Here is an 18,441-nt window from a genome sequence, read left to right as displayed (position 1 = left end):
GCCGCGAACAACGCCACGACCCCGCCCAGGAGACACCGAATGAACGACCGCATCGAATCGATCCGCCATGCCGACGGCGTGGTGGAACTGCAGCTCGCCCGCGCCGACAAGATGAACGCGCTCGACCCCGCGATGTTCGACGCGCTCATTGCCGCCGGCGAGGCGCTGCGCGACGACAAGACCGTGCGCGCCGTGGTCATCGCGGGCCGCGGCAAGGCCTTTTGCGCGGGGCTCGACATGGCCTCGTTCCAGCGCATGCAGGAAGGCGCCGGCTCCGGCGTGCTGGGCGAGGGCGCGGCGGGCGCCGACCTGGTCGCGCGCACGCACGGCATCTCGAACGCGGCGCAGCAGGTCGCCATGGTCTGGCGCGAAGTGCCGGTGCCGGTGATTGCCGCGGTGCACGGCGTGGCCTTCGGCGGCGGCCTGCAGGTGGCGCTGGGTGCGGACATCCGCCTGGTGGCGCCGGACACGCGCATGTCGGTCATGGAGATCAAGTGGGGCCTGGTGCCCGACATGGCCGGCATGGTGCTCATGCGCGAGCTGGCCCGTGACGACGTGGTGCGCGAGCTCACCTACACGGGCCGCATCTTCTCGGGCGAGGAGGCGCTGCAGATCGGCTTTGCCACCCGCGTGTGCGCCGACCCGCTGGCCGAGGCCCTGCAGATGGCGCACGACATCGCCCAGAAGAGCCCCGACGCCATCCGCGCGGGCAAGCGGCTGCTCAACGGCTCGGCCTCTCAAACAGCGGCCGAACTGCTCATGGCCGAGTCGGTGGAGCAGAAGGCGCTGATCGGCAGCGCGAACCAGGCCGAGGCAGTGAAGGCCAACATGGAGCGCCGCGCGCCCCGTTTTTCAGCGCCGGCCTGAGGTTTTTCCGGCTCGGCCCTGTGGCCCCGTGGCCCTGTGTCGCCGCGTGTGGCGGCGGGCCGACGTTTCCGGGTAATCCTGCGGTCCGCTGACGCCGGATTCCGCGCAATCTCGCCCCCTGTCTGTCTCTTTTAAGCCAAGGCGCCGGTGCGCGCCGGCTTCCCCGTGTCCGGGCGAATTGCACCCGTCTGCAACATCCAAAACGATTCAAAGTGCTTTTTGGATGTTGTTGTGTAAGAATAAAGTAGTTGTTTTATGGGGAAGATCCATGAGTTTGGAGACAATTTGTGTGCAGAACGTCACGTCTTCCTCTCCGATGACACCTGGGGAGGATGGCTCCTGAAGCCGCACTCATCAACAATTGGATGCTTTCGTTTCGCGACGGCGATCCTGCATGTCGACCACCACGTTTTTTTGTAACCTCAGCGTGCCCATCCTGGTGGGCGAGGATCGCTACAAGTACATCCCCATCGTCGGGGTCTTTCGCAGCATTCCGTTCGACCAGGTCGACGAGTGGGTGATGGACGCCGACGGTGCGCCACGCAGCGACCGCGAGCTCGCGGCCGAAGTCCTTGTCGAGATCCGCAAGCCGCTCGGCGCGAGCGGACGCACGGCGCCGCACGCTTTCGACGTGGCGGACATCCTGCAGCTCGATCGCGCCGCAGCCATCGTCGTGTCCACGTTCCTGGCCGCACTGCCGCGCGTCTGAGCGCGCGCCACGCTGGCGGGCGGGTTCAACCGCCCAGGCTCAACAGGCTCAATCGCACCTGAACAGCACGCCGCTGCCCGGCGTGGTGGGCGCATCGGACTGTTCCAGGAAGCGGATCGGATTCCCGTCCTTGCGGCAATACGCCTCGGCCTCCTGCGGGCTGGCCGCGCGGAAGATGCCGTCGTTGAGCCGCAGCACGCCCGTCAGGGGAACGGCACAGGCGGCGATGGCGAAGGGAACGAGGGCGAGCAGCAGTCGGCGCATGAAAGTAGAGGTCCGGTCGGAAGACCCGAGACTTTAAGCGCTCCGCTCCCGCCCGGCCTGTCAGCCGCCCGCAGCTTCAGGACGCGATCGCGCCCACCGCCCAATAGAAGGTCGGCTTCGCCCCGTTCAGCAGGTGGTCGCCCACCACGCGGCCCTTGTAGATCGTCGGGTTGTGCGACGCCAGCGTGCGCGCATTGCGCCAGTGCCGGTCGAGCCGGCGGTCTTCCTGCAGCGCCGACGCGCCGCCGATGTCGAACAGCCGCGTGCCCGCCTGCAGCACCGCATCGACGATGCCGGCCTGCGCCTTGGCGGCGTTCAGTTCCACTTCGAACAACAGGCTTTCCGGTGCCGCTTCGCCGCGTGCGCGGTAGCGGTCGATGTCGCCCAGCCCGCGCGCCACCGCCTGCACCGTCGACGCCGCGATGAACGCCGTGCTCGCGAGCTGCCCGATGACCTGCTGCACCAGCGGATCCTCGCGCGGCGTGCTGCCGCTGCCGTGGCTGTAGACGCGCTTGCGCGGCTGCACGAAGGCCACCGCGTCGCGCACGATGGCGCGCGCAATGCCCGCCAGCGTGGCCAGGTGCGTGAGCTGGAAGTGCGCGGTCAGCGGCGTGGGCTGGTCGCGCACATAGAGCAGCACGTTCTCGGCCTTCACCCGCACGTTGCGAAAGCGCGTGGTGCCCGAGGCGGTCAGCCGCTGGCCGAAGCCGGCCCAGTCGTCCACGCGCTCCACGCCCTGTGCCTCGGCGGGCACGAGCGCGATCACGCGCTCGCTGCTGCCGTCGTTGTTCAGGCGCTGGGCCGACACCGAGATCCAGTCGGCGTACAGCGTGCCGGTGCTGTAGTACTTGTCGCCGTCGAGCCGCCATGCATCGCCTTGGGCGGCATCGTCACGCTTGAGCGTCGTTTGCATTGTGGTGAGCGAGCCGTCGCCCAGCTCGGTGGTGGCATTGCCGAACACCACGCCTTCGGCGGCCAGCCGCATCCACGGGCCGTGCAGCGCGGGGTCGATCTCGGCGAGCAGCCGCTCGATGAAGCCGAAGTGCGCGCGCAAGATCTGCGGCAGGTTGGAGTCGGCCTCGCCGAGCTCGATCAGCAGGTCGTACAGCTGCTCGACCGAGGCGCCGATGCCGCCGTGCGCGAGCGGCACGCGCAGCGCGCCGAAGCGCTCGGCGTTGAGCCAGGCCACGGGTTCGTAGGCCAGCTCGCGTTCGATCTCGCGGCGCGTCGCACGCTCGGCGATGCGCTGGAACACGGGGCGAAAACGCTCGAAGAGCTGTTGCGAGGAGGGCGCGTGAACGCCCGCGACATGCGCCGCGGGGCGCGTCGTTTCTTGGATGGATGACATGGGGCGGGGCGGCGTCGGAACGCGCGCTGAAAGAAGAGGGACAGGCACAGACAGGCGCTGACTGTCCCCCGCGCTCCCGCTCTTGTGAAATACGCTTTTCGCGTTTTCTTATGCCGTGCGCGAGGAGCGCCGGCGGCGCCGGTGCGTGCGAACCTGCGCGTTCAGCGCAGTCCGCGCAGTCCGCGCAGTCCACGCGGTCCGCGCGTTCGGCCCATTCAACGCTTGCCGCGCGCGTCCACCGGCCAGATCGCCACCAGCGTACCGCCCTCGACCACGTGGTACGCGTCGTGCAGGTTCACGGTCGGGTCGCAGTGCGGCGTCACGAACTCCACGCGCGCGCCCAGTGCGGGGCGGCTGCCCTGCACGGGCATCAGCTTGCCGTGCTCGTCGCCGAAGAAGGCGTAGCGGCTCGCCGTGTCGGCGCCCTTGGCCACCAGCGGCACGCCGCTGTCGGTCGAGAAGCACTTGGTGCCGCCGTCCACCGTGACCCAGTCGGCGGCGTTGGTGCTGACCACCGCCGTCTGCACGAACAGCGAGACCTCGAAGGGCGAGGGCTGGCCGCCGCTGGCCAGCACGTTCGTGTACTCGGCGTCCATGAACACATACGAGCCGGCCTGCAGCTCGGTGAACGCGTTCTCCTGCGCGTCGAGGTCGTGCGTGCCGGTGCCCGCACCCGTCACGATGTCGAAGTTCAGGCCCTGCCGGCGCGCCGCCGCCACGATGCCCGCCACCGTCTCGCGCAGCCCGGCCGCCGCGGCGCTGCGCTCGTCGCGCGCCACGATGTGCTGCAGGTTGCCCGCGTACGACTGCAGCCCGCGCAGCCGCAGGCGCGGCTCGGCCGCCACCAGCGCCGCGAGCTCGAGCACCTTGGCCTGCGTGGCGGCGCCGGTGCGGTTGTAGCCCGCGCCGTAGTCGACCAGCACGTCCAGCGGGTGCGTGAGCTGGCTGGCGGCGCGCGCCAGCTCGGCCACGTTCTGCGGGTTGTCGACCACCACCATCACGTCGCCGGGGCGCGCGCGCTGTGCCAGCTTGATGAGCCGCGCGATCTTGCTCGGCGTGACCGCCGGCGAGGTGATGAGCACGCCCGGAATGCCGCCTTGCACCATCACCTCGGCCTCGCCCATCGTCACGCAGCTCACGCCGATGGCGCCGGCGGCCACCTGGCGCCGCGCGATCTCGACCGACTTGTGCGTCTTCACGTGCGGGCGCAGGTTGATGCCGCGCGCCTTGGCAAAGGCCGCCATGCGTTCGATGTTGCGCGCCATGGCGGGCAGGTCGATCAGCAGGGCGGGCGTGTCGAGCAGGTGGCGGCCGCCGGGAACGCCGATCAGTGGCGCGTTGACTTGCTGCAGGTCTTGGGGCATCGGGAAAAAGCCTTTGTGGGGGAGGGTGGGCCTGGGGTGAGGCGATGCAGGAACGAAATCGCGCGAGATGATCGCATCGAAATGTTCGCCAGACCCTCGTAGTTTCCCAAATGGCCCCGCCGCGGCCCCCACGGCAACGCCTCAGCGCTCGGCCGGCGGATTCGCCTTCAGCGAAGCCATCAGGAGCCGCCCGGTGGTCCGCAGGTGCTCCGAAATCAAGGTCTGCGCGGCCAGGATGTCGCGGTTGAGCACCGCGTCCAGCAGCGCCTGGTGCTCGGCGCCCACGTCGCGCGATTCCTTCGACAGCGGCGCCGACAGCTGCCGGTAGCGCTCGCTCTGCTGGTACAGCATCTGGTGCATGCGCAGCAGCCAGCCGTTGGGGCAACCCGCGACCAGCGCGTTGTGGAACTCCGCATGGCTGTCGGTCCATTCGGTGCTCAGCACCGTGGGCATGGCCGCGTCGCGCTCGGCCAGCCGCGACAGGCGGTGGTGCGCCGACACCACGCTGCCTTCCCATGCCAGGTCGCCGTGGCGGATGGCCTCGGCCAGGCACAGCTTCTCGATCTCGATGCGCGCCTTCACCAGGTCCTCGAGGTCGGTCTGCGAAATCGGGCTCACGCGAAAACCGCGCGCCGGCTCCGACACCACCAGCGCCTCGGCCTCCAGCATGGCCAGGCCTTCTCGCACCGCGCCGGCGCTCACGTCCAGCTCCTCGGCCAGCGCGGCGATGTTGAGCTTCGACCCCGGCAGCAGCCGCCCGCCCACGATGGCCGTGCGCAGCTCCGTGAACACCTGGCGCGTCTGGCTCATGCCTTTTGTTTTTTCGTTCATTGCACTCCCGTCTCACCGCGAAAAACGGCTGATGTTACTTGTTAACCCTAATGATGGATAAACCGGCGAACAATAGACTAACAACAAAAGAATATATTATTTGTTCGAACGTGGATAGCCGATTGGAGACACACGACATGGCCGAGACCCAGCTTCGCACCCGAAAAGATCCGCATCGCGCGGCGCTGCACAGCGTCCATTCGCTCGATGCCTTCGTCTTCACCGTGCCCGACCTCGACGAGGCCGCGCGCTTCTACGAGGCCTTCGGGCTCGAACCGAAGCGGGAGGGCGACCGGCTCGACCTGTACACCGTGGGCCATCCGCATGCCTGGGGTTCGCTCTACCAGGGTCACCAAGGTCAGGGCCAGGGCAGCGGCGTGAAGAAGAAGCTGCAGTACCTGCGCTTCGCCTGCTTCGCGGAAGACTTCGACGCCATTGCCGCGCGCATCGAACGCCTGGGCGTGCCGCGCTGCTCGCCGCACGCGCTCGGCGACGGCAACGGTTTGTGGGTGCTGCACCCCGACGGCTTTCCGGTGCAGATCGTGGTGGCCGCCAAGAGCGCGCCCGACGCGGGCAGCGAGCCCGTCGTGGCGCCGCGCCCCCCCGTGGGCACCGGCGCGTCGCCCAACCGCGCGCGCATTCCCAAGGTGCATCCGCGCCGGCTCTCGCACATCCTGATGTTCTGCGCCAAGGTGCCCGAGGCCGTGCGCTTCTACGAAGACGCGCTGGGCCTGCGCATCACCGACCGCTCGGGCGACCTCATCGTCTTCATGCACGGCGTGCACGGCAGCGACCACCACCTGATCGCCATGGCGAAGTCCAACGGCCCGGGCCTGCACCACCTGAGCTGGGACGTGGCCAACATCGACGAGGTCGGCCGCGGCATGGAGCAGATGTACGCCGCCGGCCACGTGCGCGGCTGGGGCGTGGGGCGCCACGTGCTGGGCTCCAATTACTTCCACTACGTGCGCGACCCGTGGGGCAGCTACTCGGAGTACTCCTGCGACATGGACTTCGTGCCCGGCGACTTCGACTGGGCCAGTGCAGACCACCCGCCCGAGGACTCCTTCTACGCCTGGGGCCCCAAGGTGCCCGAAGACTTCGTCACCAATTTCGAGGTCGAGGTCGAGGCCGAGGCGCAAGCCAAGGCCTGAGGCCGATTTTTTCTTTCTACCCAATCCGCATCACAAGGAACTCCCATGCGACTTCTCGCCTTTCAACACAACGGCCAGCCGGCCCTCGGCCTGCGCCTCGGCCAGGAGGTGGTCAACCTCAGCGCCGAAGGCCTGCCCGCCACGCTCGACGAACTGCTGCGCGCCGGCCCCGACGCCATGGCTGCTGCCAAGAAGGCGGGCGACAGCGCGCGCACGCGGCTGCCGCTGTCCGGCATCGACTGGCTGCCGCCCGTGCAGTCGCCCTCCAAGGCCATTGCGGTGGGCCTCAACTACATCGACCATGCGGCCGAAAGCAAGTTCGACCCGCCGACCTACCCGGTGCTGTTCCATCGCTTCCCGTCGTCGTGGGTCGGCCACAACCAGCCGATCGTGCGACCGCACGTGTCCACGCAGTTCGACTACGAGGGCGAGCTGCTGGTGGTCATCGGCAAGGCCGGGCGCTACATCAGGAAGGGCGACGCGCTGAACCACGTGGCGGGCTACTCGGTGTTCAACGACGGCTCCATCCGCGACTACCAGTTCAAGTCGGCGCAATGGATGATGGGCAAGAACTTCGACCGCTCGGGCTCCTTCGGCCCCGAGTTCGTCACCGCCGACGAGCTGCCCGCGGGCGCCACCGGCCTCAAGCTGCAGACGCGCCTGAACGGAGTCGTGCTGCAGGACGCCAACACGCGCGACATGATCTTCGACGTGGCCACGCTGGTGTCGGTGTGCTCCGAGCCGTTCGCGCTGCAGCCGGGCGACATCATCATCGCCGGCACGCCCTCGGGCGTGGGCCTGGCGCGCAAGCCGCAGGTCTTCATGAAGGCCGGCGACGTGTGCGAGGTCGAGATCGAAGGCGTGGGCCTGCTGTCGAACCCCGTGGTCGACGGCGAATAAGGAAAGCGACGGGCCGCAGAGCCCGCGCCGGTTCGATAACTATCAGGAGACAAGACATGAGCATCGATCGTCGTTCTTTCGTCGCGGCTGCGGGCGCCCTGGGCGCGCTCGGCAGCGGCACGCTGTTCAGCACCGCGGCCCGGGCGCAGCAGCCCGCGGGCCAGCCGATCCGCGTGGGTGGCACGCTGGCGTTGACGGGGCCGCTGTCGGCCACGGGCCTCGTGCACAAGCTCACCGGAGAGATCTACGTGGACGGCCTCAACAAGCGCGGCGGCCTGCTGGGCCGCCCCGTGGAGTGGGTGCTGAAGGACGACCAGTCCAAGCCCGACCTCGCGCGCACGCTGTACGAGCAACTGGTCACGGCCGACAAGGTCGACCTGCTCATCGGCCCGTATGCCACGGGCAACATCCTGTCCGCCATGGGCGTGGCCCAGCGCTACAACAAGACGCTGGTGCACCACACCTTCGGCATTCCGAGCCTGGCCAAGTACGAGCAGCAGTTTCCCGCGTGGTCGCTCGGCCCCGACCCCGAGAAGACCATGCCCGCCATGGTGCTCGACGCACTCGCCACTTCGCCCAAGCCGCCCAAGACCATCGCCATCGTCACCAGCAAGTTCCCGTCGGTGCACTTCGTGGCGCTGGGCGCGCGCGAGGTGGCCAAGCAGCGCGGCCTGAAGGAGGTGCTGTTCCTCGAGTGGGACTTCGGCAACCGTGACTTCGGCCCCATTGCGGGCCGGCTGAAAGAGGCCAACCCCGACTTCATCTGGAACGGCGCCATCGGCCTCGAAGGCAACCAGCTGCTCGATGCGATGAAGAAGATCGACTACGCGCCGCTGCACCACTTCTATCACGTGCCCGCGCCCGCGCCGATGCTCAAGGCGCCCGAGGCCAACGGTGCGCTGGCCACCACCATCTTCGAAGACCATCCGCCGTTCACCGACAACCCCGTGGCCGCCGAGTTCGTGAAGGTCTACCGCGAGCGCGCGGCCAAGGCCGGCCTGCCCGACACCGCGGTGGAAACGCAGGCCGCCGCCTCGTATTCCGCATGGCAGATCATCGAGGCCGCCGTGGTCGCCACCAAGGGCCTGGACGACAAGGCCATGGCCACCTGGCTGCGCGCCAACAAGGTCGACACCATCCAGGGCAAGCTGCGCTTCAACGAGCGCGGCAACTTCGGCGACGACCTGGGCAAGGTCAAGCAGGTGCAGAACGGCAAGTGGGTGGTGGTGTGGCCCAAGGAATGGGCCGCCCCCGGCGCCAGGCTGCAAACGCGCGGGGTGGCCAGCTGATGAGCTTCCCCAGTGCCACGCTGCTGGCCCAGTCCGTTCTGGCGGGCCTGTTCACCGGGGCACTCTACGGCTTGCTGGGGCTCGGCCTCAGCCTGTCGTGGGGGATGCTGCGGCAGATCAACCTTGCGCATTTCGCGCTCGCCTTCCTGGGCGCCTACCTCACCTACGAACTGTCGAGCCACCGCGGCGTCGACCCGCTGCTCACGCTGGTGGTGATCGTGCCGCTGTTCTTCGTGCTGGGCGTGGCCCTGCACTGGGTGCTCACGCGCTTTCGGGTGAGCCCGTTCAACTCGCTGCTGGTCACCTTCGGCATCACCGTGATCATCGAGGCGCTGCTGCAGTGGACCTGGACGGCCGACTACCGCAAGCTGGAGTCGAGCTACGCGGAGCACAAGCTGCAGATCGGTCCGCTCTACCTGCCGGTGCCCGAGCTCATCACGCTGGGGCTGGGCGTGGGCATTTCGCTGGCGGTGTGGCTCGCGCTGCGCCGCACCGACCTGGGCAAGGCCATGCGCGCCGCTGCTGAAGACGCACCCATTGCCGCCGCCTTCGGCGTGAACCAGCACGCGCTGGCGCTGATGCTCTCGGGCCTCAACGCGGCGCTGGCCGGCGTGGCGGGCGTGTGCATTGCACTGGCCTACACGCTGTCGCCCTCGCAGATCTACGCGTGGATCGGCGTGGTGTTCGCGGCCGTGATGCTGGGCGGCCTGGGCCGCCCGCTCGGCCCGCTCATTGCGGGCTGCATCATCGGCGTGACCGAGGCCGTGACCATGACGGTGACCGCGCCTTCGTGGGCACCGCTGGTGTCGTTCTCGCTGCTGATGTTCGTGCTGCTGGTGCGGCCGGGGAGGGTGGCATGAAGCGCTCGTTCCTGCTGATTCTTGCGGCCGGCGCGGGGCTGGCCGTGGTGCCGTGGCTCGGGCTGCCGGCGTTCTACGAATCCATCCTGTACCTGGTGCTGCACTGGGTGGCGCTGGCCACCTCGTGGAACCTGCTGTCGGGCTACTCGGGGTACTTCTCGTTCGGGCACGGAGCGTTCTTCGGCATCGGCATGTACACCACGGCCACGCTGGCAACGCGCTTGGACATCCCGTTCCTCTGGACGCTGCCGGCCGCCGCCGCGGTGGCCGCGCTGGTCGGCACGCTGCTGGGCGCGGTGGCGTTTCGCGTGCAGGCGGTGCGCGCCGAGCTGTTCTCGCTGCTCACGCTGGCCGCCACCTTCGTGGTGGCGACCATCATCCTCAACACGCCCATCGACGGCGGGCCGGGCGTGTACATGAGCGCGGTGGCGGTGCCGCAGATCGGGCCCTCCGCCTCGGGCACCTTCTACCTGTTGGCGCTGGGCGTGGCGGTGCTCACGGTGCTGGCCGCGCTGGCGGTGTACCACTCGCGCTTCGGCACGGGGCTGTTCGCGATCCATGACGACGAGGACGTGGCCGAGGTCATGGGCGTGCCCACCTACCGCTACAAGCTCGGCGCCTTCGCGCTCTCGTGCGGGCTGGCGGGCGTGGTCGGCGGCGTGCATGCGCTGTTCATCTCGTACGTGACCACGGGCGACACCTTCACCATCGCGATGCCGCTCACCGTGGTGCTGATGGCGGTGCTCGGCGGCACGCGGCACTGGGCCGGGCCGATCGTCGGTGCGACGGCCATCACGCTGCTGCTCTATGCCTTCACGGGCGGCGACAGCGCGATCATCGGCAAGGGCATGACGGGGCTGGTGCTGATCGTGGTGATCCTGTTCATGCCCGAAGGGCTGCTGGGGCAGGTGCTGAAGTGGTGGAAAGCACGGCGCGGTGCGCCGGCGGCTTCGACGGCACCGGTGCCGGCGCATGTGGCCGTGGGTGCGGGTGCGGGTGCGGGTGCGGGTGCGACGGCGCCCGCCGCCATCACCGGCGAAGTGCTGCTGCGTGCCGAAGGCGTGCGCAAGTCCTTCAAGGGCGTGCATGCGCTGCGCGGCGTGAGCCTGGAAGTGCGGCGCGGCGAGATCCTCGGCCTGCTCGGGCCCAACGGCTCGGGCAAGTCGACCTTCATCAATGTGGCGAGCGGCCATTACGCGGTGACGGCCGGCCGCATCGAGTTCGCGGGCCGCCGCATCTCGGGCATTCCGGCGCACCGCATCGCGCAGGGCGGCATCGCGCGCACGTACCAGATCCCGCGGCCCTTCGCGCACCTCACGGTGCTGGAGAACGTGGCGCTGCCCGCGATGTTCGGCGCCGCCGCGCTCGACCGGCAGACCGCCGAGGCCGAAGCCTGGCAGTGGCTCGCCTTCACCGGCCTCACCGAGCGCGCGCAAGCGTTGCCGGCCGACCTGAACCTGCACCAGCGCAAGTTCCTGGAGTTCGCGCGCGCGCTGGCGTCGCGCCCGCAGGTGCTGATGCTCGACGAGGTGCTCTCGGGCCTCACGCCGTCGGAAATCGACGAGGCCGTGGCGCTCATCCGCCGCATTCGCGACCAGGGCGCGACCATCGTCTTCGTCGAGCACGTGATGCGCGCGGTGATGGCGCTGTGCGACCGCATCGTGGTGTTCAACCGCGGCGAGGTGCTGGCCGAAGGCGCGCCGCACGACGTGATGCAGCGGCCCGAAGTGGTGTCGGCCTACCTGGGCCAGGCCATGGAACCGGAGGCGCCCGCCGCGCCGGCCGCGGCGGTGTCCGTGGCGGCAGACAGGGAGCTGGCCCATGCTTGAACTCGAATCGATCCGCGTCGCCTACGGGCAGGCCACCGCGCTGTGGGACGTGTCGCTGTCCATCGGCAAGGGCGAGCTGCTGTGCATCGTCGGGCCCAACAGCGCGGGCAAGAGCACGCTCATCAACGCCGTGGCCGGGCTGCACCGCATCAGCGCGGGCCGCATGCGCTTCGAGGGGCAGGACATCTCGCGCCTGGCGCCGCACCGCTTCTGCGCGCAGGGCATTGCGCTGGTGCCCGAGGGGCGGCGCCTGTTCACCGAGATGACGGTGCGCGAGAACCTCGAGCTCGGCAGCTACCTGCGCGCGGCGCGGCTGGAGCGCGCGCGCTCGATGGAGCATGTGTGCACGCTGTTCCCCGCGCTGAAGGAAAAGCTGGAGCAGCCGGCCGGCTCGCTCTCGGGCGGCCAGCAGCAGATGGTGGCCATCGGCCGCGCGCTCATGGCGCGGCCCAAGCTGCTGCTGCTCGACGAGCCTTCGCTGGGGCTGGCGCCGAGCATCGTGCTGGACATGTTCACCGCCATCCGCCGCATCCATGCCGACGGCATCGCGGTGCTGCTGGTGGAGCAGAACGTGGGCATGGCGCTGGACGTGGCCGAGCGTGCGGCGGTGCTGGAAGAAGGGCGCATCGTGGCGCTGGGCCGGCCTGAAGAGCTGATGGCGCGGCCGGAGTTGCGGCGCGCCTACCTGGGGCTGGACGCGGAGCTTGGGGAAGAGGGCGAAGAAGGCGAAGACGGCGAAGAGGGCGGCCCTACGCCGGGTGCGACGGCTCGCGGCGCTCCTGCAGCGCCATCGGCTTCGGCCGCCGCAGCGCCAGCCACCACAGCAGCGCGGCATTGACCGCCCAGCTGCCCGCCAGCAACAGCAGCGCGGTGGTCGCGACGCCCGGCGAGAGGCCCAGCGTGAGCAGGCTCAGCGACCACGGCAGCCCGCCCGCAATGGCGACCAGCATGCCGACCTCGCTGTCGGGCACCACGGCGCTGGCCAGGATGCACACCACCCCGCCGATCGTGTAGATCAGCGCGGCGGTGCGCCATCCGGCGCGCGGTCCGGGGCGTTTTTGCAAATGTGAATTCGCAATGGGCATGCACCGAGCATCGCCGATCCCGCACCCCGGCGTGAAGGCCTGTTACGCGAAGGGTCGTAGTGTTTTGGCGACGCTGTCAGCCGCCGTTTGCCAACTTCTGCACGAAGGGCGCAACTGGTGCTAGCGGCAGCGCTTTTTCAGCGCCAAGCGCCAACGCGAGCAAGGCCGTGTCGCTGCCTTCCGCGCCCGTCAACTCCAGCCCGGCCGGCAGGCCGTTCGACGCCAGTCCCATCGGCAGGCTCACGGCCGGCAGCCCCGCCATGCCGGCCGGGCCGGTGTTGCGGATGTAGGCCGAGAAGGCCGACACACGGCGCCCGCACAGCGTCACCTCGACGTCGTCGCCGATGCGCGCGGCGGTCAGTGGGCTGGTGGGAAAGACCAGCGCGGCCAGCTGGTGCCGCGCAAAGCACTCGCGGTACGCCGCCTGCATGCGCGGGCGCAGCGTGTGCCGTGCGTGGGCATAGGCCTCGGGCGTGACGGCGGTGTCGCCGAACAGCCGCTCGAACAGTGGGCGCACGTCGGGGCTGACCACGGCCGCGGTGAGCGCGCGGGCGTCGAAGGGGCGGCCGTGGCGCGCGAAGTAGGCGGCCAGCGCCGGCAGGATCTCGTGCAGCGAGATCGACATCGACGCTTCCTGGAACAGCGCACCGGCTTCGGCCAGGTCGCAAGGCACCAGCACCGCGCCCGCCGCGCGCAGCCGTTCCATGCTGTCGCGCGCCAGCTCGGCCACGGGCGGATCGACGTCTTCCCAGAAATAAGCCGCCGGCACACCCAGCCGCACGCCCGCGAGCGGCGTGGCGGCCAGGTGCGCGGGGCTGCCGGTCACGGCATGGTCGACCAGCACGCAGTCGTCCACGCAGCGCGCCATCACGCCGGCCGTGTCGAAGGTCGGCGAGATCGGTACCAGCCCGTCGTCCGGCCAGCGGTGCACCGTGGGCCGAAAGCCCACCAGTCCGCACAGCGCGGCCGGCACCCGCACCGAGCCGCCCGTGTCGGTGCCGATGGCCGCCGGCGCGGCGCGCAGGCCGAGCAGCGCCGCATTGCCGCCGCTGGAGCCGCCCGTGACGTGCGCGGCATCGAACGGGTTGCGCGACGGCCCGAAGGCATGGTTGTGGCCGGTGACGCCTTGGGACCACTCGTGCAGGTTGGTCTTGCCGAGCACGAGCGCGCCCGCATCGAGCAGGCGCTGCGTCACGCCGGCATGCATGCGTGGCGTGTGGTCCGCCATCCACGGGCTGCCGGCGGTGGTCGGCATGCCGGCCACGTCGATGTTGTCCTTGAAGGCCAGCGGCACGCCATGCAGGGGACGCGTGCCGGCGGCGGGCCTGGGTCCGGCATCGAGCGCGGCGGCGGCCGAAAGAAGCTGTTCGGGGTCGAGGTGGCGCAGGGCGCCGAAGGGCGCGATGGCTTCGGCGCGGGCTAGCAGGGCGCGTGCGTAGTCGGTGGCGCGAAGGTCGCCGCTGGCCATCCGGTGCGCGGCGTCGCGGGCGGAAAGGTCGGTGAGCGTGGTGAGCGTGGTGGGGGCGGCGGGTGCGGAGGGAACGGCAGGGGCGGCGGAATCGGTCAGCGCATGCATTCGGTTCATGAGGGGCTCGAGCAGGTTCGAAATTGGGGCAGAAGCTGCACTCGGGTGCATGTTCCGGGCCAATTCACGCTTCCGAAGGCGGAAAACACATGAAAAAAAGGCTGGCATGGATACTGCTTAAAGAGTTTTTTGTATTCAAGAGGCTTTCAACATGTCTTTCAAGTCCTTGCGTCTCCTGGCTGCCGTCGCCGCGTCGATGGCCCTTCTGCAGGCGCTGCCCGCATCCGCCGCTGAAAAGGTGTCCTTGCGCCTGAAGTGGCTGGCGCAGGCGCAGTTCGCCGGCTTCTACGTGGCCAAGGCCAAGGGCTTCTACGACCAGGCCGGCCTCGACCTCACCATCAACCCCGGCGGCCCCAACCTCAACGTCGAGACGCTCGTGGCCTCGGGCAACGACACCTTCGGCCTGGCCGGCGGCACCGAGACCGTGCTGCTCGCCCGCGAAAAGGGCCTGCCGCTGGTGTGCATCGGCGTGACCGTGCAGAAGACGCCGTTCACCTATGTGGCCTACAAGGACTCCGGCATCACCAAGGTGCAGGACTTCGCGGGCAAGAAGGTCGCCACCTGGTTCACCGGCACGCAGTACACGCTGTACTCCATGCTCGCCTCGGGCGGCGTGAAGCAGAGCGACCTCACCATCGTTCCGCAGTCGGGCTCGATGGCGCCCTTCGTCGAGAAGCAGTTCGACGTGGCCGCCGCCACCTACTACAACGAACTCAACACGCTGAAAGAGCAGGGCCTGGGCGACAAGCTCACGCTCATCAAGCCCGACGACTACGGCGTGGTCGTGCAGCAGGACACCGTGCTGGTGTCCGAGAAGTACCGCAACGAGAAGCCGCAGCAGGTGCAGGCCTTCATGAACGCCACCATCAAGGGCTGGAAGTACGCGCTGCAGAACAAGAAGGAAGCCATCGACATCGTCATGGCCGCTTCGCCCAGCCTGAACCGTCCGCACCAGGAAGCCATGCTGGAGGAGTTCGAGAAGCTCGTGAAGGCCGGCAAGGGCGGCACCGACGGCATCCTGGCCATCGACCTGCCCACCGTCGAGAAGATGCAGACCCAGCTCGTGGGCTACAAGGCGCTGAAGGCACCGGCCGACCTGTCCAAGGCGTACGACGCCAGCTTCTGGACGCAGGTGCCCGCCGCCGACAAGAAGTTCTGAGCCGCATCACTGCCAAGACCATGAAATTCATGCCTCACGAAGTGATGCCGCCCGCCGTGGCCCCAGCGGGCGACGCGGCGCCGCCCATGCTCGAACTGGTCAACGTGTGGAAGCGCTTCGGTGAAGCGCAGGCACAGACCGTCGCGGTGTCGGGCGTCAACCTGCGGATCGCGAAGAGCGAGTTCGTCACGCTCGTGGGCCCTTCGGGTTGCGGCAAGTCGACGCTCTTCAACATGATCGCGGGCCTGCTGCCGCCCGACGACGACGGCTCGCTGCTGTTCGGCGGCGCGCCGCAGCGCGACGGCCAGCTGCTGGGCAAGGTGTCGTTCATGCCGCAGCGCGACCTGCTGTTTCCGTGGCGCACCGTGCTGGACAACGCCATCCTCGCGCTCGAGGTGGAAGGCGTGCCCCGCAAGGAAGCGCGCGAGCGTGCCCGCAGCATGCTGCCCGAGTTCGGCCTGGCCGGCTTCGCCAACCACTATCCGCACCAGCTCTCCGGCGGCATGCGCCAGCGCGTGGCGCTGATGCGCACCTTCTTGTTCGAGCGCGACCTGATGCTGCTCGACGAACCCTTCGGCGCGCTCGACGCGCTCACCCGCACCCGCATGCAGCACTGGCTGCTGGAGCTGTGGGCCAGGCACCGCCGCACGGTGCTCTTCATCACGCACGACATCGACGAAGCCATCCTGCTGGGCGACAAGGTGCTGGTGATGACGGCGCGCCCCGGCACCGTGAAGAGCGAGACCGTGATCGACCTGCCGCGCCCGCGCGACCCGTCGGTGGTGCTCACGCCCGAGTTCATCGGCCTCAAGCAGCGCCTGCTGGCCGAGATCGAGGAAGAAAGCCAGAAGACCTTCGCGCAGGAGGGCACCGCCTCGTGAACGCTCTCTTGCAGCGCGCCGTGCGCTCGCCCGCGTTGGCCTTCATCGGGCTGGCGCTGGTGTGGGAGCTCTGCGTGCACGCCTTCGCGCCGTCGCCGCGCTATCTGCCGGCGCTCAGCGCCATCGCGCAGGACGCCTGGTCGGTGTGGCCGCAACTGGCGCGCGGCTTCGGCCGCACGCTGCTCGAAACCGTGCTCGGCTTTGCCATGGGCGCGCTCTTCGGCTGCTTCTGCGGCACGGTGTTCACCTACTCGCGCTGGATGGAGCGCTCGGTGTTCCCGCTGTTCGTGGTCTCGCAGACCGTGCCGGTGGTGGCCTTCGGCGCGCTCATCGTCATCTGGTTCGGCAACTCGCTGCTGGCCAAGGTGATGACCGCGTTCTTCCTGACTTTCTTCCCGGTCACGGTGAACACGTTGCGCGGGCTGAAGTCGTGCGATCCGCAACGCATGGCGCTGATGCGCAGCTTCGGCGCCAACCGCCTCGTGATGTTCTTCAAGCTGGCCGTGCCGTCAGCGCTGCCGCAGATCATGGTGGGGCTGCGCGTGGCCATCGGCCTGAGCCTCATCGGCTCGGTGGTGGGCGAGTGGTTCGGCGAAACCGTGGGCCTGGGCGTGATGCTGATGGAGGCGATGAACGCCGACCTGGTGGTGCGCCTGTGGGTGGTGATGTTTGCCTGCGGGCTGATGGGTGCGCTGCTCTACGGGCTGCTCACCTTCGTGGAAAGGAGGCTCGTATGGTGGCGCAGCGAAAGTTGATTGCTTCTCCGGTGGTGCCGGTGGTGCTGAGCATCGTCGTGCTGCTGGTGGTGTGGGAAGGCGCGATCCTTCTCTTCAAGATTCCGCCGTTCGTGCTGCCCAGCCTGGGCGCGATCGTGCAGCACGCGTTCACCGACACCGGCCGCCTCATGGCCGCGTTGCTGGCCACGCTGGGCGAGGCGCTCGGCGGCTATGCGCTGGGCAGCGTGCTCGGCCTGCTGCTGGCCGTGGTGCTGCTGCTGGCACCGCCGCTGGAGCGCATCGTGATGCCGCTGGCCGTGGCGGTGAACGCGGTGCCCACCGTGGCCTATGCGCCGCTGTTCCTCATCTGGTTCGGGCTTGGCGCCGCATCGAAGATCGCGCTGGTGGCCTTGGCCGTGGGCTTCACGATGCTGGTCAACGCACTGCACGGCCTGAAGCAGGCCGACCTTGCCGCGGTGAACCTCATGCGCAGCTTCGGCGCCGGGCAGATGAAGATCGTGTGGTGCCTGCGCCTGCCGGTGGCCATGCCCTCGGTGGTGACGGCGCTGCGCATCGGCGTGCCGCGCAGCATGATCGTCGCGATCGTCGGCGAGATGCTGGGCGCCTACGCGGGGCTCGGGCGAATGATCTATGAATCGACGCAGCAGGTCGACCTGCTGAGCGTGTGGTCGGCGGTGCTGGTTGCGTCGCTCGCGAGCATGGTCTTCTACGGCCTGCTGATCTGGATCGACCAGAAACTGGTGTGGTGGCGCTGATGACGAGCAAGAGCAATCCCGCGGCGTACCCGCAGACCGAAGCCGAGCTGCGCGTGCAGCTTGCCGCCTGCTACCGGCTGGTGGCGCACTTCGGCATGGACGACCTCATCTACAACCACATCTCGGCGCGCGTGCCGGGGCCGGAGCACCACTTCCTCATCAACCCCTACGGGCTGCTGTTCTCGGAAGTGACGGCTTCGTCGCTGGTGAAGATCGACCTCGAAGGCCACAAGGTGGACGCCACCGAGGCAGAGGTGAACCGCGCGGGCTTCGTGATCCACAGCGCCATTCATGCGGGCCGGCCCGACGCGCTGTGCGTGCTGCACACGCACTCCGAAGCCGGCACCGCCATCGCGGCCATGCCCCACGGCCTCTCGCCGCTGAGCCAGTTCGCCATGCGCTACCAGGGCCACACCGCGTTCCACGACTACGAAGGCGTGGCGCTGGAAACCGGCGAGCGCGAGCGGCTGGTGCGCGACCTGGGGCCGCACCACACGCTGGTGCTGCGCAACCACGGCATCCTGACGGTGGGGCGCACCATTCCCGAGGCCTTCATCCTCATGTACTACTTCGAGAAGGCCGCCAAGGTGCAGCTGCTCGCGCAGGGCGGCATCGCGTCCGGCCAGTCGCTGGTATACCCGCAGCCCGAAGTGAGCGACCTGGCCGCGCGCCAGTTCACCGAATTTGCCGGCGACATCCTGCCGCCCGGCACGCGCGAATGGCCCGCGTTCCTGCGCATGCTGGAGCGCACCCAGCCCGACTACCGGCTCTGACAGCGGTTCCCTTCATCTTTCCCCTGAGTCACGTTCTACACGTCCTACACA

Annotated in this window: 19 protein-coding genes; 13 read left to right on the top strand and 6 right to left on the bottom strand. The window is 68.8% G+C overall.

From position 1 onward, the window contains the following. Positions 1 to 39 precede the first annotated feature (39 nt). Both BM013_RS03820 and BM013_RS03815 read left to right on the top strand, forming a co-directional pair. Positions 40 to 867 (top strand): crotonase/enoyl-CoA hydratase family protein, encoded by an 828-nt coding sequence (locus BM013_RS03820; protein WP_093122955.1) that lies wholly within the window; start codon positions 40 to 42, stop codon positions 865 to 867. A 394-nt stretch (positions 868 to 1,261) separates the two neighbouring features. Continuing rightward, positions 1,262 to 1,576, top strand: coding sequence for a hypothetical protein (locus tag BM013_RS03815; RefSeq protein ID WP_093122952.1), 315 nt, complete (start codon positions 1,262 to 1,264; stop codon positions 1,574 to 1,576). Between the two features lie 48 nt (positions 1,577 to 1,624). On the opposite strand, the gene BM013_RS03810 is transcribed toward BM013_RS03815, so the two are convergent. The 4 genes from BM013_RS03810 to BM013_RS03795 all read right to left on the bottom strand — a co-directional run bounded on the left by BM013_RS03810 (position 1,625) and on the right by BM013_RS03795 (position 5,362). Further along, entirely contained in the window at positions 1,625 to 1,840 is a 216-nt protein-coding gene (locus tag BM013_RS03810) for a hypothetical protein (RefSeq protein WP_093122949.1), read from the bottom strand. A 76-nt stretch (positions 1,841 to 1,916) separates the two neighbouring features. Continuing rightward, positions 1,917 to 3,188 carry an acyl-CoA dehydrogenase family protein gene (locus BM013_RS03805; RefSeq protein WP_093122946.1) on the bottom strand — a complete coding sequence of 424 codons (1,272 nt, stop codon included), beginning with the start codon at positions 3,186 to 3,188 and terminating at the stop codon, positions 1,917 to 1,919. 215 nt (positions 3,189 to 3,403) lie between these two features. Then, positions 3,404 to 4,552 (bottom strand): DSD1 family PLP-dependent enzyme, encoded by a 1,149-nt coding sequence (locus BM013_RS03800; protein WP_093122944.1) that lies wholly within the window; start codon positions 4,550 to 4,552, stop codon positions 3,404 to 3,406. 141 nt (positions 4,553 to 4,693) lie between these two features. Beyond that, a complete protein-coding gene (locus BM013_RS03795) occupies positions 4,694 to 5,362 on the bottom strand; it encodes a GntR family transcriptional regulator (RefSeq protein WP_177225415.1) in 669 nt (222 codons plus the stop codon). 158 nt (positions 5,363 to 5,520) lie between these two features. Here BM013_RS03795 and BM013_RS03790 point away from each other — a divergent pair, with 158 nt between their 5' ends. From BM013_RS03790 to BM013_RS03765, 6 genes are read left to right on the top strand one after another with little or no spacing between them, the layout of a single operon-like run. After that, positions 5,521 to 6,537: a VOC family protein gene (locus BM013_RS03790; protein ID WP_093123373.1), complete on the top strand. Its 1,017-nt coding sequence runs from the start codon at positions 5,521 to 5,523 to the stop codon at positions 6,535 to 6,537. A 45-nt stretch (positions 6,538 to 6,582) separates the two neighbouring features. Then, positions 6,583 to 7,437, top strand: a complete 855-nt coding sequence (locus tag BM013_RS03785; RefSeq protein WP_093122939.1) for a fumarylacetoacetate hydrolase family protein — start codon at positions 6,583 to 6,585, stop codon at positions 7,435 to 7,437. 56 nt (positions 7,438 to 7,493) lie between these two features. Then, positions 7,494 to 8,726 (top strand): amino acid ABC transporter substrate-binding protein, encoded by a 1,233-nt coding sequence (locus BM013_RS03780; RefSeq protein WP_093122936.1) that lies wholly within the window; start codon positions 7,494 to 7,496, stop codon positions 8,724 to 8,726. Next, complete coding sequence (locus BM013_RS03775) at positions 8,726 to 9,586, top strand: branched-chain amino acid ABC transporter permease (protein WP_177225414.1); 861 nt, start codon at positions 8,726 to 8,728, stop codon at positions 9,584 to 9,586. Before BM013_RS03780 ends, BM013_RS03775 begins: the two co-directional genes overlap by 1 nt. Beyond that, positions 9,583 to 11,415 (top strand): branched-chain amino acid ABC transporter ATP-binding protein/permease, encoded by a 1,833-nt coding sequence (locus tag BM013_RS03770; RefSeq protein ID WP_093122934.1) that lies wholly within the window; start codon positions 9,583 to 9,585, stop codon positions 11,413 to 11,415. The genes BM013_RS03775 and BM013_RS03770 overlap by 4 nt, the downstream gene beginning before the upstream one ends. After that, complete coding sequence (locus tag BM013_RS03765) at positions 11,408 to 12,253, top strand: ABC transporter ATP-binding protein (RefSeq protein WP_093122931.1); 846 nt, start codon at positions 11,408 to 11,410, stop codon at positions 12,251 to 12,253. The genes BM013_RS03770 and BM013_RS03765 overlap by 8 nt, the downstream gene beginning before the upstream one ends. Here the strand turns inward: BM013_RS03765 and BM013_RS03760 are convergent. Both BM013_RS03760 and iaaH read right to left on the bottom strand, forming a co-directional pair. Continuing rightward, complete coding sequence (locus BM013_RS03760) at positions 12,165 to 12,479, bottom strand: hypothetical protein (protein WP_256219984.1); 315 nt, start codon at positions 12,477 to 12,479, stop codon at positions 12,165 to 12,167. The two genes, BM013_RS03765 and BM013_RS03760, sit on opposite strands and share 89 nt — an antisense overlap. Positions 12,480 to 12,576: 97 nt before the next feature. After that, positions 12,577 to 14,085 (bottom strand): indoleacetamide hydrolase, encoded by a 1,509-nt coding sequence (iaaH, locus tag BM013_RS03755; RefSeq protein ID WP_177225413.1) that lies wholly within the window; start codon positions 14,083 to 14,085, stop codon positions 12,577 to 12,579. A gap of 151 nt (positions 14,086 to 14,236) precedes the next feature. On the opposite strand from iaaH, the gene BM013_RS03750 reads away from it, so the two are divergent. Genes BM013_RS03750 through BM013_RS03730 form a run of 5 tightly spaced genes read left to right on the top strand, consistent with a single transcriptional unit; the run spans position 14,237 to position 18,390 of the window. Then, entirely contained in the window at positions 14,237 to 15,244 is a 1,008-nt protein-coding gene (locus tag BM013_RS03750) for an ABC transporter substrate-binding protein (protein ID WP_093122924.1), read from the top strand. 20 nt (positions 15,245 to 15,264) lie between these two features. Further along, on the top strand, positions 15,265 to 16,125 hold the full coding sequence (locus BM013_RS03745) for an ABC transporter ATP-binding protein (protein WP_093122923.1): 861 nt from the start codon (positions 15,265 to 15,267) through the stop codon (positions 16,123 to 16,125). Beyond that, positions 16,122 to 16,880, top strand: coding sequence for an ABC transporter permease (locus BM013_RS03740; protein ID WP_093122921.1), 759 nt, complete (start codon positions 16,122 to 16,124; stop codon positions 16,878 to 16,880). The genes BM013_RS03745 and BM013_RS03740 overlap by 4 nt, the downstream gene beginning before the upstream one ends. Then, positions 16,877 to 17,617 carry an ABC transporter permease gene (locus BM013_RS03735; RefSeq protein WP_256221372.1) on the top strand — a complete coding sequence of 247 codons (741 nt, stop codon included), beginning with the start codon at positions 16,877 to 16,879 and terminating at the stop codon, positions 17,615 to 17,617. Before BM013_RS03740 ends, BM013_RS03735 begins: the two co-directional genes overlap by 4 nt. Next, positions 17,617 to 18,390, top strand: coding sequence for a class II aldolase/adducin family protein (locus BM013_RS03730; protein WP_093123367.1), 774 nt, complete (start codon positions 17,617 to 17,619; stop codon positions 18,388 to 18,390). The genes BM013_RS03735 and BM013_RS03730 overlap by 1 nt, the downstream gene beginning before the upstream one ends. The last annotated feature ends 51 nt before the right edge of the window (positions 18,391 to 18,441 follow it).

This window comes from Variovorax sp. OK605 (assembly GCF_900115445.1).
In the GTDB taxonomy this organism is placed as follows: Bacteria; Pseudomonadota; Gammaproteobacteria; order Burkholderiales; family Burkholderiaceae_C; genus Variovorax.
This window is presented reverse-complemented; position numbering and strand designations above follow the sequence as displayed.